Source organism: Methylomicrobium lacus LW14 (assembly GCF_000527095.1).
Taxonomy (GTDB): domain Bacteria; phylum Pseudomonadota; class Gammaproteobacteria; order Methylococcales; family Methylomonadaceae; genus Methylomicrobium; species Methylomicrobium lacus.
In genome coordinates this window covers 2,689,532-2,704,316 of the sequence record NZ_AZUN01000001.1, presented here as the reverse complement: position 1 = coordinate 2,704,316, position 14,785 = coordinate 2,689,532, and the positions used below count along the sequence as shown (strand labels likewise).

18 protein-coding genes are annotated in these 14,785 nt (G+C 57.1%); 11 read left to right on the top strand and 7 right to left on the bottom strand.

All coding sequences use genetic code 11. The annotated features are described in order from the left end of the window. Positions 1–201: 201 nt before the first annotated feature. Positions 202–663 carry an RDD family protein gene (locus METLA_RS0112400; protein ID WP_024298853.1) on the bottom strand — a complete coding sequence of 154 codons (462 nt, stop codon included), beginning with the start codon at positions 661–663 and terminating at the stop codon, positions 202–204. After that, complete coding sequence (locus METLA_RS23240) at positions 664–840, bottom strand: hypothetical protein (protein ID WP_198408470.1); 177 nt, start codon at positions 838–840, stop codon at positions 664–666. Between the two features lie 215 nt (positions 841–1,055). On the opposite strand from METLA_RS23240, the gene pcnB reads away from it, so the two are divergent. The 5 genes from pcnB (at position 1,056) to panD (ending at position 5,213) form a co-directional block, all read left to right on the top strand. After that, positions 1,056–2,435, top strand: coding sequence for a polynucleotide adenylyltransferase PcnB (pcnB, locus tag METLA_RS0112390; RefSeq protein ID WP_024298852.1), 1,380 nt, complete (start codon positions 1,056–1,058; stop codon positions 2,433–2,435). Positions 2,436–2,522: 87 nt separating this feature from the next. Then, positions 2,523–3,026, top strand: a complete 504-nt coding sequence (gene folK / locus METLA_RS0112385) for a 2-amino-4-hydroxy-6-hydroxymethyldihydropteridine diphosphokinase (protein WP_024298851.1) — start codon at positions 2,523–2,525, stop codon at positions 3,024–3,026. A 1-nt stretch (position 3,027) separates the two neighbouring features. Continuing rightward, positions 3,028–3,819: a 3-methyl-2-oxobutanoate hydroxymethyltransferase gene (panB, locus tag METLA_RS0112380; RefSeq protein WP_024298850.1), complete on the top strand. Its 792-nt coding sequence runs from the start codon at positions 3,028–3,030 to the stop codon at positions 3,817–3,819. Positions 3,820–3,821: 2 nt separating this feature from the next. Further along, positions 3,822–4,661, top strand: a complete 840-nt coding sequence (panC, locus tag METLA_RS0112375; RefSeq protein ID WP_024298849.1) for a pantoate--beta-alanine ligase — start codon at positions 3,822–3,824, stop codon at positions 4,659–4,661. Between the two features lie 165 nt (positions 4,662–4,826). After that, positions 4,827–5,213: an aspartate 1-decarboxylase gene (gene panD, locus METLA_RS0112370; protein WP_024298848.1), complete on the top strand. Its 387-nt coding sequence runs from the start codon at positions 4,827–4,829 to the stop codon at positions 5,211–5,213. 91 nt (positions 5,214–5,304) lie between these two features. Here the strand turns inward: panD and METLA_RS0112365 are convergent, their stop codons facing one another. Together METLA_RS0112365 and METLA_RS0112360 are read right to left on the bottom strand one after the other, a co-directional pair. Beyond that, positions 5,305–6,438, bottom strand: coding sequence for a PilT/PilU family type 4a pilus ATPase (locus tag METLA_RS0112365; protein WP_024298847.1), 1,134 nt, complete (start codon positions 6,436–6,438; stop codon positions 5,305–5,307). A gap of 23 nt (positions 6,439–6,461) precedes the next feature. After that, a complete protein-coding gene (locus METLA_RS0112360) occupies positions 6,462–7,499 on the bottom strand; it encodes a type IV pilus twitching motility protein PilT (RefSeq protein ID WP_024298846.1) in 1,038 nt (345 codons plus the stop codon). Positions 7,500–7,622: 123 nt separating this feature from the next. Between METLA_RS0112360 and METLA_RS0112355 the strand changes: the two genes are divergently transcribed. Beyond that, positions 7,623–8,306, top strand: coding sequence for a YggS family pyridoxal phosphate-dependent enzyme (locus METLA_RS0112355; RefSeq protein ID WP_024298845.1), 684 nt, complete (start codon positions 7,623–7,625; stop codon positions 8,304–8,306). A 24-nt stretch (positions 8,307–8,330) separates the two neighbouring features. Here the strand turns inward: METLA_RS0112355 and METLA_RS0112350 are convergent, their stop codons facing one another. The 3 genes from METLA_RS0112350 to tusD form a co-directional block, all read right to left on the bottom strand. Then, on the bottom strand, positions 8,331–9,008 hold the full coding sequence (locus METLA_RS0112350) for a hypothetical protein (protein ID WP_024298844.1): 678 nt from the start codon (positions 9,006–9,008) through the stop codon (positions 8,331–8,333). A 424-nt stretch (positions 9,009–9,432) separates the two neighbouring features. Next, on the bottom strand, positions 9,433–9,789 hold the full coding sequence (gene tusC, locus METLA_RS0112340) for a sulfurtransferase complex subunit TusC (RefSeq protein ID WP_024298843.1): 357 nt from the start codon (positions 9,787–9,789) through the stop codon (positions 9,433–9,435). 6 nt (positions 9,790–9,795) lie between these two features. Next, positions 9,796–10,185 (bottom strand): sulfurtransferase complex subunit TusD, encoded by a 390-nt coding sequence (gene tusD / locus METLA_RS0112335; protein WP_024298842.1) that lies wholly within the window; start codon positions 10,183–10,185, stop codon positions 9,796–9,798. A 148-nt stretch (positions 10,186–10,333) separates the two neighbouring features. On the opposite strand from tusD, the gene METLA_RS0112330 reads away from it, so the two are divergent. From METLA_RS0112330 to METLA_RS0112310, 5 genes are all read left to right on the top strand, one after another. Continuing rightward, the gene (locus METLA_RS0112330) at positions 10,334–11,992 is read left to right on the top strand and encodes a multicopper oxidase domain-containing protein (protein WP_024298841.1); all 1,659 of its coding nucleotides are present in this window, start codon (positions 10,334–10,336) and stop codon (positions 11,990–11,992) included. Next, positions 11,989–12,648, top strand: coding sequence for a copper oxidase (locus METLA_RS0112325; RefSeq protein WP_051459776.1), 660 nt, complete (start codon positions 11,989–11,991; stop codon positions 12,646–12,648). Before METLA_RS0112330 ends, METLA_RS0112325 begins: the two co-directional genes overlap by 4 nt. Positions 12,649–12,650: 2 nt before the next feature. Beyond that, the gene (gene tsaB, locus METLA_RS0112320) at positions 12,651–13,340 is read left to right on the top strand and encodes a tRNA (adenosine(37)-N6)-threonylcarbamoyltransferase complex dimerization subunit type 1 TsaB (RefSeq protein ID WP_024298839.1); all 690 of its coding nucleotides are present in this window, start codon (positions 12,651–12,653) and stop codon (positions 13,338–13,340) included. A 136-nt stretch (positions 13,341–13,476) separates the two neighbouring features. After that, positions 13,477–14,097 (top strand): L-threonylcarbamoyladenylate synthase, encoded by a 621-nt coding sequence (locus tag METLA_RS0112315; protein ID WP_024298838.1) that lies wholly within the window; start codon positions 13,477–13,479, stop codon positions 14,095–14,097. Positions 14,098–14,113: 16 nt separating this feature from the next. Then, positions 14,114–14,767, top strand: coding sequence for a site-2 protease family protein (locus METLA_RS0112310; RefSeq protein WP_024298837.1), 654 nt, complete (start codon positions 14,114–14,116; stop codon positions 14,765–14,767). The last annotated feature ends 18 nt before the right edge of the window (positions 14,768–14,785 follow it).

Below are 14,785 nucleotides of genomic sequence, written 5' to 3'. Positions count from 1 at the left end.
GGCTAAGCGTTCAACACAACAAAATAGCGCATAGGGCCGCATTTGGGGATAACGAGAGGGACCGAGGCGGCTGTTAAGCGGCGATTGACGGGCTTCCGCCGGCAATAGGATCGCGCGAAACAAGCGGATCAGTTATACTAGGGCGGGCAGCATGCCCGCTATCGCGTTCCTCTTGCAAGCCGGCTTGCCTGGTGTGCGGATTTATCGGGTGGGGGAATGGGATTCGAAATAAACCGCGGTTTTGGACACATGATCATGCCAGCCGCGTTTTTGTTTGTCGAAAACAATCCACCAGAAGCCGAGCCCGAAAAACAGCCAGGACAAGAGCGCCGAGACAAAGCGGAGTGCGGCCTGACGCCAGCTGATCGGATCACGGTCAAAGGTCAGGATTTTGATTTTCCAGGCGCGCATCCCTAAGGTTTGGCCGCCGTGCGTCCAGAACCAGGCAAAAAACAGGAAACTGACGCCGAGCAGATAGGCAGGGTAGAAAAATTGCTCGGCCGTAAAGGCCGCGCCCGCATTGAACGGCAATATCGAGGCGGTCGCGACGAACAGCACCGCGGCCAGTAAAAACGCATCATAAACGATGGCCGCCAGACGGCGGAAGAGGCCGGGCGCGGCATCGGCGCCCGGCAACGCAGCGCTTCGATCCGGCAACTGCAATTATTTGAACAGGGCGGTTTTTTGGCCGATGTACATGCTGCAACCGGCAAGCGTACCCAGCAAGATTAAGGAAAAGAAGACCGGCGGACGAATGAAAAGCAGCAGCAGAAAGTCCACTGCCAAAATGCTGCTTACCAGCGGGTTGTCGATAAAACCGTTAATTAATTTTCTGTACATAGCCATCTCGTCAGACGTGTTAGTGAATGCGCGCCGGTGAATAAAAAAGATAATATCCTGATCCTTGATGCAGATTCAATGCCGTGCCAATCAGGATGGGTTTGCTAGCTTCCGGAAATCATTTTACTATATCCGAATCGATTATCAAAGAATAGTGCCTGTTGGGCTATCAGGCGTGAAATGATATGATTTAGACAAATAACAATAACCAGGGAATGTCGATTATTTTAAACTTCTTCAAAAAAATAGTTAAATCAACTGGCGGCAAATCCGTACCCGAAGCGCCGCAAGTTCGAATTTACCCGCGTCCCGAACATACGATTTCTCGGGCCCAGATCAGCGATCATGCGCTGAAGGTGCTGTATCGTCTGCAAAAATCGGGATATGAGGCGTATCTGGTCGGCGGTTGCGTGCGTGATTTATTGCTCGGGCGCGAGCCGAAAGATTTCGATGTGGTGACCAATGCGCATCCGGAACAGATCAAGGGCGTGTTTCGCAATTGCCGCCTGATCGGTCGGCGCTTTCGTCTTGCGCATGTGCATTTCGGTCATGAGGTGATCGAGGTGGCGACCTTTCGCGGCATGGGCGATCAGCAGAACGACAATCAGGTCACCAATGACGAGGGCCGTCTGTTGCGCGACAATGTGTACGGCACGATAGAGCAGGATGTCTGGCGCCGCGATTTTACGGTCAACGCGCTGTACTACAACATCAAGGATTTTTCGGTCGTCGACTATACCGGCGGCATGGACGATCACAAAGCCGCTACGCTCAGGCTGATTGGCGACCCGGACACACGATTCCGCGAAGACCCGGTCAGGATGCTGCGCGCGGTGCGCTTTGCGGTCAAACTGGGTTTCAACCTGCATGCCGATTGCCAGAATGCGATGCACGACGCCGCCGAACTGCTTTACAGCATTCCTTCCGCGCGGCTTTATGACGAGGTGCTGAAGCTGTTTTTGTCCGGCTATGCGCTGCAAACGTTCGAAATGCTGCGGCATTACGGGCTGTTTCAGGTATTGTTCCCGGATACCGAGAAAAGCCTCGCGGTCGAGGAAAACGGCTTTCCCAAGCTTCTGCTGATCAAGGCGTTACAAAACTCGGACAACCGGATCGCCGAAGGCAAGACGGTGACGCCTTATTTTCTGTTTGCCGCGTTTTTATGGGAACCGGTCAAGATGCAGGTCAAGCTCAACCTCGAGCGCGGCATGGACGACTATAACGCATTCCAGAGCGCGGTCGGCGAAGTGCTGGCTCATCAGGTCAAAAGCACCGCCTTCCCGCGGCATATCAGCATCGCGATGCGCGAAGTGTGGAGTTTGCAGCCGAAGTTCGAGCAACGACTCGGGCCGAAGCCTGCGCGCCTGTTGACGCATCCGCGTTTTCGCGCCGCTTATGATTTCCTGGTGATCCGCGCGCAAAGCGGCGATGCCGAAGCCGAACTGGCCGACTGGTGGGGACAATTCCAGCTGGCCGATGAGGCAATGCAAAAAAAGATGACGCAGCCGTCCCGGAATCTGAAAAACAGCCGCACCCGCCGTAGGCGCAGCAGCAAAAAGAAAAATACCGGACCGAACGAAAATCCGTCCCCTTAGTGTGGCATAGCCGCTTATTTTCGCGCGCTAAGGATTCGGTCAAAATTAACTTCCCACATTGACCCCAGGCAAGTTGGCATTTTAGAGATGAGCAAAGCATTCACCGGCGCTGTCACCGCCTACATCGGGCTGGGCAGCAATCTGGCCGATCCCGTCGCACAAGTCCGCTCGGCGCGCGCCGATTGCGCGGCGATTTCGGGCATGTGCGAACTGGCTTTTTCGAGCCTGTACCGCAGTTCGCCGATGGGGCCTCAGGATCAGCCCGATTATATCAATGCGGTAATGGCGGTTAAGACCGACCTGGCGGCTCTGGACTTGCTGCATCAATTGCAGCGCATCGAGCACGAACATGGGCGGGTCAGAACTTCTCTGCGCTGGACCGCGCGCACGCTCGATCTGGATTTGTTGATCTACGACGAACAACGCATCGAGACTTCCGAACTGACGGTGCCGCATCCGGGGCTGAGCCAGAGGGCCTTCGTGTTGTATCCGCTGCACGAAATCGCGCCGGATCTGCGGGTGCCGGGGCTCGGGCCGATTGCCGACCTGGTCGCAAACTGCCCGCTGGATGGGCTCGAAAGGATGGCGTGAAATGCAGCAGAAACCCTTATCGATTCATGATTTGGCGGCGATGAAGCGGCAAGGCGAGAAAATCGCCTGTTTGACCGCTTACGACGCCAGCTTCAGCGCCTTGATCGATGCGGCCGGCATCGAGATGATGCTGGTCGGCGACTCTCTGGGCATGGTGTTCCAGGGCCAGGCTTCGACGCTGACTGTCACGCTGGACGACATGATTTACCATACCCGCTGCGTGGCGGCCGCGCGCCGGCGCGCGTTTGTGATCGCGGATTTGCCGTTTTTGACTTATCCGGACCCGCTCGGCGCGGCGGTCAATGCGGCCAAACTGATGCGGGCCGGCGCGCAGATGGTCAAGCTGGAGGGCGCGCGCTTCGAGGTGGCTCGCTTCCTGATCGACCAAGGCATTCCGGTCTGCGGCCATCTGGGCTTGCAGCCGCAGTCGATCAACCGGCTGGGCGGCTACAAGGTGCAGGGCGTCGAAGCCGCCGATGCGGACAAGATCGTTTCCGATGCGCAAAAACTCCAGGAAGCCGGGGTCTCTCTGCTGGTGCTCGAATGCGTGCCCGCGAAGCTGGCCGCCGAAATCAGCGCGCAGTTGGCGATTCCGGTGATCGGCATCGGCGCGGGCGTCGACTGCGACGGCCAGGTGCTGGTGTTGTACGACATGCTGGACATCGGCGTCGGCAAGCGGCCGCGTTTTTCAATGAATTTCATGCAGCCGCCGGTCGCAATCGCCGAGGCGCTAAGCAACTACCGCCGGGCGGTCAAAGAACGCCGTTTTCCGGCCCTGGAGCACAGTTTTTAGTCATGCAAACTGTCACTGCGATAGCCGAATTGCGAACGATCATTGGAGCCTGGCGGCGCGCCGGAGACCGGATTGCGTTCGTGCCGACGATGGGTAATCTGCACGCCGGACATATCAGCCTGGTCGATGCGGCGCGGCGGCGGGCCGAGCGCGTCGTGGTCAGCATCTTCGTAAATCCGACCCAGTTCGGCGTCGGCGAGGATTTCGCGGCTTATCCGCGCACCGAAGCCGAAGACCGCGAAAGATTGCTCGCGGCCGGGGCCGATCTGTTATTTTTGCCGGCGGTCAGGGAAATGTACGATTCGGCGGCGAAAACGGTGGTTAGTGTCGCGGGTTTGTCGGACCTGCATTGCGGCGCCTTTAGGCCCGGCCATTTCAACGGCGTGGCGACCGTGGTCGCGAAATTGTTCAATATCGTGCAGCCGGATACGGCCTTTTTCGGTCTGAAGGATTATCAGCAATTGGTGATCATCCGGACGATGGTGGGGGATTTGAACATGCCGGTCGAGCTGGTGCCGGTCGAGACGGTTCGTGAAGCCAACGGTCTGGCGATGAGTTCCCGGAACGGGTATTTGAGCGCTGCGGAAAAAGCCAATGCCGCGAAGCTTTACCAGGCTTTGTGTACGGCGAAAGAAGCTGTGTTGTCCGGCGCCGCCTATGCGGACATCGAAGGGCAGGCGCAGGCGTTTTTGTCTGCGGCGGGTTTCCGTCCCGACTATTTTTCGATCTGCCGGAGCCTGGATTTGGCCGCGGCAGCGCTCGAAGACCGCGATCTGGTGATTCTGGCCGCGGCGAGGCTGGGGAAGACGCGGCTGATTGATAATATTTGTTTTTCGAAGTAAATTAATAGTGAAGTGGCAGAATCTCGCGCATCAGTTCGTCCGCGTTCGGCGGCGAAAGATAGGTTTGGCGCCTTCTATGCGTATTCCTGCGTGGTCCTATCTTGCCGGATTCACGGGAATAAGCGATAATTGAGGGTTTATTAAGCTATTTTATATCGGGTTATTATGCAAACTACGATGCTGAAAGCGAAACTTCATCGGGCGACCGTTACACGTTCGGAACTCGGCTATGAAGGCTCATGCGCAATCGACGGCGACTTTCTCGATTTGTCGGGGATCAGGGAGTACGAACAGATCCAGATATACAATGTCAATAACGGCGAGCGTTTCACGACCTATGCGATTCGCGCGGAAGCCGGGTCCGGCGTCATTTCGGTCAACGGCGCGGCCGCGCGGCTGGCTTGCGCGGGCGATGTGGTGATCATCTGCGCCTATGCCGTTTACGACCAGAATGAGTTGGCCGATTATAAGCCGGCGCTGATTTATTTTAACGAAAGGAACGAAGTGATTCGCACCGCTTCGTCCATTCCCGTGCAGGCTCATTCGGCCTGATCTTTCCTGTTTCGATGACCCCGGAACCGTCCGGGGTCATCGAAAATCGAGGTCTTTCTGCCGGCGCCGAAGCCTCGGCGCCGGCAGCGCATTAAAACAACTTGCCCGTATCCTCTTCGGTCTCGGTCAGCACCATGTTGTCTCCGGCCGAACTGCTGACGCCTTCCGCGCCGAGCTTGATCATCAGGCGGACTTCGTTCTTCGAATCGGCCGAATTCAATGCATCCTCATAGCTGATCTTGCCGGCGACATACAGATCGTACAAGGCCTGATCGAAGGTCTGCATACCCTGTTCGCGCGATTGTTTCATCAATTCCTTCAGTTTGTGCACCTCACCCTTACGGATTAAATCTTTCGCCAGCGGCGTGTTGATCAGGATTTCGATCGCAGGATAACGCCCTTTGCCGTCCGCACGCTTGATCAATTGCTGCGCGACGATGCCGCGCAGATTCAGCGACAAGTCCATGAACAACTGCGGGTGCATGTCCTCGGGGAAGAAATGCAGGATACGATCGATCGCCTGGTTCGCGTTATTCGCATGCAGGGTCGATAAGCACAGATGCCCGGTTTCGGCGAAGGTGATCGCGTTCTGCATCGTTTCGCGGGTCCGTATTTCGCCGATCAGGATCACGTCGGGCGCCTGTCTCAGGGTGTTTTTCAACGCGACTTCATACGATTCGGTATCGACGCCGACTTCGCGCTGGGTCACGATGCAGCCTAAATGCGGATGTTCGAATTCCATCGGGTCTTCGATCGTGATGATGTGGCCGCTGGTGTTTTGGTTGCGGTGTTTGATCAAGGATGCCAGCGAGGTCGACTTACCGGTGCCGGTCGCGCCGACGAAGATCACCAGGCCGCGTTTTTCCATGATCAGATCTTTCAGCACCGGTGGCAAATGCAGCGCTTCGGTGTCGGGAATGTGGTTTTCGATCCGGCGCAAGACCATGCCGGCGGCGTCGCGCTGCATGAAGGCGCTGACCCGGAAGCGGCCGAGGTCAGGCAGGCTGATCGCAAACTGGCATTCCTTGGTATTGTCGAATTCGTCCTTTTGCCGCTGATTCATGATGCTGAGCACGATTTTCATCGCCTGTTCGGGCGTCAGCGGATTTTTGGAGACTTCGACCATCGAGCCGTCGACCTTGATCGTCGGCGCGCGGCCTGAGGTAATGAACAGGTCGGAGGCTTTCTTTTGCACCATCAGTGCGAGCAAGGCTTTGAAATCCATGAGCTTTCCTTGGGGTGATGGGCTTAACGGAACATGTCTTTGTTGACCGCACGGGTCATTGCGATCTTCGAGGTGATCAGGCCCTTGTCGACCAGTTCCTTCAGATTCTGGTCGAGTGTCTGCATGCCGTCCTTGCGTCCGGTTTGAATCGCCGAATACATTTGCGCGACTTTCGCCTCGCGGATCAGGTTGCGGATCGCGGCGGTGCCGACCATGATCTCGTGCGCCGCGATACGGCCGCCGCCGACTTTTTTGAGCAATGTTTGCGAAATGACCGCCTGCAGCGATTCGGACAGCATCGAGCGGATCATGTCCTTTTCGGCGGCCGGAAACACGTCGATGATCCGGTCGATCGTTTTCGCGGCGGAAGTCGTATGCAGGGTGCCGAACACCAGGTGGCCGGTTTCGGCCGCGGTCAGCGCCAGCCTGATCGTTTCGAGGTCGCGCATTTCGCCGACCAGGATGATGTCCGGGTCTTCCCGCAGGGCCGAGCGCAAGGCTTCGTTGAAGCCGTGCGTATCGCGATGGACCTCGCGCTGGTTGATCAGGCATTTCTGGCTTTCATGCACGAATTCGATCGGATCTTCGACGGTCAGGATGTGCGCGTAATCGTTCGTGTTGATGTGGTTGATCATCGCCGCCAGCGTGGTCGATTTGCCGGAACCGGTGGGCCCTGTGACCAGCACCAGGCCGCGCGGCTTGCGGGTCACTTCTTCGAAAAATTTCGGCGCCTTCAGGTCTTCGAGGCTCAGAACTTTAGACGGAATGGTCCGGAAAACCCCCGCCGCGCCGCGTTCCTGATTGAAGGCGTTGACCCGGAAGCGCGCGACGCCGGGTAGCGCAAACGAAAAGTCGGTTTCGAGAAATTCTTCATAATCGCGCCGCTGCTTGTCGTTCATGATGTCGTACATCAGCGAGTGTACCGCTTTATGATCGAGAGGCGGCACGTTGATCCGGCGAATATCGCCGTCCACCCGAATCATCGGCGGCAGCCCTGCCGATAAATGTAAATCCGACGCATTGTTTTTGACCGAAAAAGCCAGTAACTCGGCAATATCCATAATTTTCTCTAAAAGGGGGTTAAAAGTGGCTGATCTGTTCTTAAAAAGTAGTTCAACTCTTTGTTTTTTGAAAGGCGTGGTGTTTAATAGCCGGCTCTCTCGTTATTTCGACATTAAGACGCCATGATCAGCCAAAATCTGAAACTCATCCGCCAGCAAATTCGGGACTATTGCGGCACCGCTAAGCGCCCGGAGGATAGGGTGCTGCTATTGGCGGTCAGCAAGACCAAGCCCGCGCATGACATTGCCGAAGCCTACCGGGCCGGGCAGCGTCATTTCGGCGAGAGTTATTGCCAGGAAGCGGTGAAAAAACAGGCGGAATTGGGCGCTTATGACATCACCTGGCATTTCATCGGTCCGATTCAGTCGAACAAGACCAAGCTGCTGGCCGCGCATTTCGATTGGGTGCACAGCATCGATTCGTTCAAAAACGCCAAAAGGCTGAACGATCAGCGGCCGGCGGGCTTGCCGCCGTTGAATATTTGTTTGCAGGTCAATATCAGCGGCGAGGCGTCCAAATCGGGCGTCGGCCTCGACGAACTGCCGGCGCTGTGCGAACAGGTCATGTCGCTGCCTCATTTAAGGCTGCGCGGGGTGATGGCGATTCCGGCGCCGGAAAGCGATTTTGAACGGCAAAGGCAGCCTTACCGGGCTTTATGCGAGGCGGTCAAAGAGCTCGCGCGGCCGGAGCTTGATACTTTTTCGTTCGGCATGTCCGGCGATTTAAAGGCGGCGGTTTTGGAAGGTGCAACGATCGTCAGGGTCGGCACCGCGTTGTTCGGCGAGCGCGCGGCACACGCCGCCTGATTTTATCCGGGCGCAAAAAATCGCTCAGGCCGTTTGCGCATCGAGGACCCGGATGATGTCCTCGCAGGCGATCACATTTTTACCTGAGCTCAGGATGAAATCGGCCAACGCGGTAATCGCGCGCCAGTGCGAACGCTGGCTGATGAATTGGTAGGCGGTCATGAACAGTTCGGCGATCAGCCGCTCTTTTTCCCGCGGTTCCGCGATCAGGCAGGCTAGGTATTCCTTGGCCAGCGCGACATCCGCCGTGCCGCCGTAAAAATGCAGCGCATCGAGATTCACCAGGCGTGGATTGAAGATTTCGTCATCGCATGACGCCACATATTTGGCTTCGGCGAGCGGGCCTGCCAGAAAATTGACGATATCCGCCTCGAAAGCGGACTGATAGGCTTGCCGCTCCAGCGGCGAAAAGCGCCGTGTGGCTTCCGGCAGCGAGGAGGGCAGGGTATGAATCAGGCGGCCGCCTTCGACTTTTGCAAAGCAGGTCATTGCGGCAGAGGGAGTGCCGGTCCGGCATGGCCAGGGGGGGTCATGCAGCGCATCCTGGATCAGGATCTGGAAGAAAACCGGCGGCAATTGTTTTTGTTTGTTGCCGAGATAGATCGCGGCGGCGTGTCCGGCCTCATGGATCGCGGTTTGTTTTTTTAGGGTTTCAGGATTTGCCGGAATGTGGTTGATCAGTAGCGTGTTGTAGCGTTTCATGTCGGCCCCTTAAAAAAATGTGCGGACCGGAAGCCGGCCCGCACCGAGAGAGGAAGGATGATAACTTAAGAGGTTTTACAGGCCTTGCAAAAGTTGAAACCAAGTCTACCGGCACAGTTCGCGTTAGAAAATGCGGCGGATTGACGCGCGACAAAATGTCGCATAAATTGGCATGATTACTGCTGGATATAGCGGTTTTGTCTAAGCAAAATCCGCCATTTTCAATGGGTTAGGGAGCAGGAGAAAGCGGCGGTTGTGGGATATGACCGACTCGCTGCGGCATATGACACAGTTTTTCGAGGCATTCAAAAAAAATACCGGCGATCAGACGGTAAGCGGCCATAATCAGGCGAAAAATAAATTTTGACCGTGCCGCAATCCCTGCGGCTGCCGCCTCGCTTGCAGATTGGGGCTCAGACCATGATTAGCCCGGAAACAGCACGTCATGGCGCCGCATCAGGCCCGGGATGTCTTTTCGGTAAACCGATTCGATGGGCAGGCAGAGGTCGCCCGGCTTCAGCCCCCGCTCTTCGAGCGATTCGGCCTCGGCATAGATGTGTTTCACGTCATAAATTTCGAGTGCAGGATAGATCGACGCGGTATCCTTCATGCCGAAACGTTCCGGCTGTTGCCCTTTTTTTAATTGGAAGACCGCGTCGTCGAGCAACAAAATCGACGTTTGCTGGTCGAATGCGGCGGTCGTCAAGATAATGTCGAGCATTTCCTGGACGAAGGCGCCGCCGTGAGCCGGTTTACGGAGAATAAACAGATAGCTTTTCATCGCGATTTACCCAAAGACCAGGAAGCGGTCCGCGTGCCGCGTCGCCTCAACCAGTTGACCGAGGCCGCCGATTCGAAAGCCCGCGGCCAGATCGTCATCGCGCTTGCCTTGGCGTTCGGCTTCGTCGCGGCAGAGGAGGCCGCGTTTTTGCGCGGCCGAAATGCACAACACCAGATCGAGCCGGTGGCGCTGTGCAAGTGCGCTCCACTTCGCGGCGTAGTTGAATTCATCGTCGGGCGGGGTCGCATATTTCAGGCCGTGATAAATGCCGTCATGATAAAAAAAGACCCGCACGATCTCGTGGCCCGAGGCGAGCGCGGCCTCGATGAAGCGCAAGGCGGTATGGCCGGCGTTCGAGGCATAGGGGCCGGCGTTGATTTGTATCGCGAATTTCATGATCCTGACCGTTTTTTGTTGCGGCTAGGTTAACACAATCGGACGCGCCGATAATCATGAGTTCAAACCGCCGCGTCGTTTGTGCGAGTTTCTTTTCGCCCCCCGGACCTTTACAATAACCCTTAATTTTTGCAGTTTTCATCGCCGCATGACCCCCAAAAAACGTTATTTATTAATCTCGCTCGTTGCCGCCTTGGCAGGCGCGGCCTGGTGGCTGGCGCCATTCGGGCTGGAAAAGGGCGGCGCGCTGTCGCCTTCGACCGTTTATACCCGTTCGGCCGAAACCGGCGGCACCGAGAAGCCTTGCCCGGACGAGCATCCCGAATGGCGCCAGGCGCAAACGATCGACGGCGTCAGCATCGACGAGGCGCTGTCCTGCGATCCGGACAATCCTTATGACATCGCCGCGGCGGTCAAGGGCACCAACAACATCTCGATGGCGACCCTGATGCAGACGCGCATGGCGCAGGATGCGGTCGTCAAAAAAGACGACCTCGACGGCGACGGCGACCCGGACGTGATCGAAATCAAGCTCGAAGTGGTCGAGTTGAATGGCGCGAGTCCAGACGGCGAATTCCTGATCAACACCTTCGACATCGCGCCGGGTATCAAACCGGGGCTTTGGGTGTTCGCGCCGAAATCGCAAGGCATGGCGCTGAAGAACTTCTTCACGATGCAGGCCAATCCGATCTTGCGCGCGCCGTCACCGACGATCAGGGTCGAGCAGGGCGATACGGTCAAGCTCACGCTCGAAAACATCCATTATCTGCCGCATACGATCCATCTGCACGGCGTCGATCATCCGTTCATGACCGCGGCGGGCGAGGACAACGACGGCATGGAGGAGCATGCGGTGTTTCCGGGCGCGAGCCATACCTATGAGATGAAACCCCGGCATACCGGCACGATGCTCTATCATTGCCACGTGCAAACCGCACAGCACATGATGATGGGGCTCAGCGGCATCTTCGTGGTCGAGGAAAACAAGCCGAACAACTGGGTGCAGACCTTTAACATCGGCGCCGGCCAGGTCCGGCATCCGTCGGTCAAGGTCAAGGAAGGCTATAGCCGCGAATTCGACCTCTTGTATCAAGCGCTCGACAAGAAACTGTCCGCGGTGATCCAGAATGCGAACGACGCTCGCCTGATCTCGAAACGGATGAGCCGCGAATACAACATCACCGAGTCGCATGAAAACTATTTCCTGCTGAACGGCCATTCCTTTCCCTATACGGTGCGCGACGGGTTGATCGCGGCCGGCGAAAACGAAAACATCAAGTTGCGCATCGCGAATGCGCAGCGTTCGCCGATGGCGCTGCATATCCACGGCCATAAGGTGACCGTGACCGCGACCGACGGCGTCGAGAGGCCCGAGGCGGTCAGGGAGACGCGCGACGTGCTCGACATCGCGCCCGCGCAGCGGATCGATGTCGATCTAAAAACGGTCAACGACGGTCTGCACAGTTACGGGCCGGGCGTGTGGATGTTCCATGATCATGCCTCGAACGGCGAGACGACCGACGGCATGGAGCCGGGCGGCAATATCTCGCTGATCGGCTATCAGGCTTATCTGGACGATAAAGGGATGCCGAAGATGCATGACGAAATGCTCGATGTCGCGTTCGACAAAAATTATTATGCGAAAAAACAGCCGCCCTGGGCCCAGGGCGATTTTACCGATATGCTCGGCGAGCCGGGCCGGATCGAGCCGAACATCTTGAAGCTGGCCGCGTTCGGCTTGTCCTGCGGCGGCGCGTTCGGGCTTTTCGTCTATCTGATTTTCACCGGTTACCGGAGGCGTCAATGATGAAGTCCAGAATGACCGCGATCTCCGCCGGCTTGCTGCTGGCTGTCGGCTTATTGCCGCAGGCAAACGCCGCCATGATGCATCATCAGGGCATGATGATGGATGAGACCGGCATGATCATGAACGCGAATCCGGACCGGCTGCCGCGCGATTGCCCGCAAATTTCCGAAACGGTCGAGCTGACGATCCGCGCCGGCCGCGAGCACGCGAAAAAGTTTCCCGGCAAGATGTTCGCCTACGACCAGCAGGAATGGAACGTCAAGCCGTGCGCGAAGATCAACATCACCTTCATCAACGACGACCATGTTCGGCATCAGATGATGATCCACGGTCTGCCGGGCTATCTCTATCCCGAAGGCATGCTGCATCTGGAGCTGTTCGGGCACGGGCAATTGAAGGCCTCGATGATCCTGCCGAGCCGGAAAAAGACTTATCTGGTGCACTGCGAACTGCCGCAGCACCAGGAAAAAGGCATGAAGGCGCAATTGAAGGTCGACGGCGGCGACGGCGATTTGCCGAGTATTCCGGGGTTGACAGGGCCGGTCAGGGCCGATGTGTATCCGGTCAATTGGAGCCGGCAGCATATCGGCATGGTGCTGTTTTCGATCTTGATCGGAAGTGTCGTGCCGTTTTTGTTCAGGAAGTGGATTCGATAATCATGAAATTACTCGCGGTGGAGACCGCAACCGAAGCGTGCTCGGCCGCGCTGTATCTCGATGGCGAAGTGATCGAGCGCTACCAGGTGTCGCCGAGAGACCATGCGCAATTGATCCTGCCGATGATAGACGGCCTGATGAGCGAGGCCGGATTGAAACTCTCCGAACTCGACGCGCTCGCGTTCGGCCGCGGCCCCGGTTCGTTTACCGGCGTCAGGATCGCGACCGGCGTGATCCACGGCATCGCGCTCGGCGGCGATCTGCCGGTCGTGCCGGTGTCGACGCTGGCGGCGGTCGCGCAGGAGTTTTTCGACAGAAATGCCGAGGGCCCCGATACCGCTTTCACCGCGATGGACGCCCGGATGGGCGAAATCTATTTTGCGGTGTATCAACGCGGTGCGTCGGGTTTTGCCGAGTTATTGGGCGAAGAAAAAGTCACGCCGGCAGAAGCGATCACCTTCCCCGATCTGACCGGCGCCGGCATCGGCACCGGATGGGGTGTTTATCGGGAGGCGTTGACGCAACGGTTGGCCGGGCGCATCGGTTTAATCGAAACCGATAATCTGCCGCGAGCGGCGGCGGTCGCACGGTTGGGCGCGCGCGGTTACGCGTTGGGGCAGGCTGTCGACGTCGAAGATGCGCAGCCGGTTTATTTACGCAACAAGGTCGCGAAGAAAGAATCCGAGCGCTGATGCTAGCTATCTTATCGTGTTCCCATGCAGGGCGCCTTCCCCAAATGGCAGAAACTCCACTATATTCAATACATTATTCAACGGTTTGGGGAGCGAATACGTTATAATGACACATTGTTTGACGCCCTTCTTAAAAATGGCCCAGTTTTTTGAAATTCATCCCGAAAATCCGCAGTTGCGCTTGATCCATCGCGCAGTGGAGATTATTCGCCAAGGCGGAGTCATCGTTTATCCGACCGATTCCTCGTATGCGCTCGCCTGCCAGATCGGCGATAAGGGCGCTCTGGACAAAATCCGCCGCATTCGCCAGCTTGACGACAAGCACGATTTTACGCTGGTCTGCAAGGACCTCGCGCAGGTGTCCAATTTCACCAAGATCAGCAACGACGCCTATCGGATGATCAAGGCGCTGACGCCGGGCCCGTTTACGTTCATCCTGGACGCGACCCGAGAAGTGCCGCGCCGCCTGCAACATCCGAAAAAGAAAACGGTCGGTATTAGGATTCCGCAACACCCGGTCGCGCAGATGCTGGTCGAGGAGTTGGGAGAGCCTTTGTTCACGTCCAGTCTGCTGTTGCCCGGCATGGATGAGCCGCTGACCGATCCTTATGATATCCGCAAACGCCTGGAGCATGAGATCGAGCTGGTGATCGACGCCGGGATCATCGAGTACCGCGAAACCACGATCATTGAATTTTCGAGCAACGGTCCCGAAATCGTCCGGCAAGGCATCGGCATCGCGCCGATGCTGGATTAACTGAGGAGACCGCATTATGATGGATGAATTGTCGCTGGTGCAGCGGATCGTGGTCTGGATATTGCCGGTGATTTTTGCGATTACCGTGCATGAAGTCGCGCATGGCTGGGTCGCCAAAAAATTCGGCGATAATACCGCCGACCAGCAGGGCCGGCTGACCTTGAACCCGCTCAACCACATCGACTGGCTCGGCACGGTGATTCTGCCGGGCTTGTTGCTGCTGACCGGCACCGGCTTCATTTTCGGCTGGGCCAAACCGGTGCCGGTCGATGCGCGGAATTTCAAGAACCCGCGCAAGGACATGGCCTGGGTCGCATTGGCGGGACCGATTTCGAACCTGTTGATGGCGATCGGCTGGGCGCTGCTGGCGCGGCTTGGCGTGCTGATCGGCATCGAAGCGATTTCAATGCCGTTGATTTACTCCGGCGTCGCCGGTATTTCGATCAACCTGGTGCTGGCCCTGATCAACCTGTTGCCGATTCCGCCGCTGGACGGCAGCCGCGTGCTCACCGGGATTTTGCCGAACACTTGGGCATGGAAGTACAATCGCCTGGAGCGTTACGGGTTCCTGATCCTGTTGGTGCTGCTTTATACCCGGATTTTGAATGCGATTCTGGAATATCCGATGTATCTTGCGCAACAGCTGTTTTTTTCGATCGCCGGCATCTGATGCTTATGCAGAGGCGCC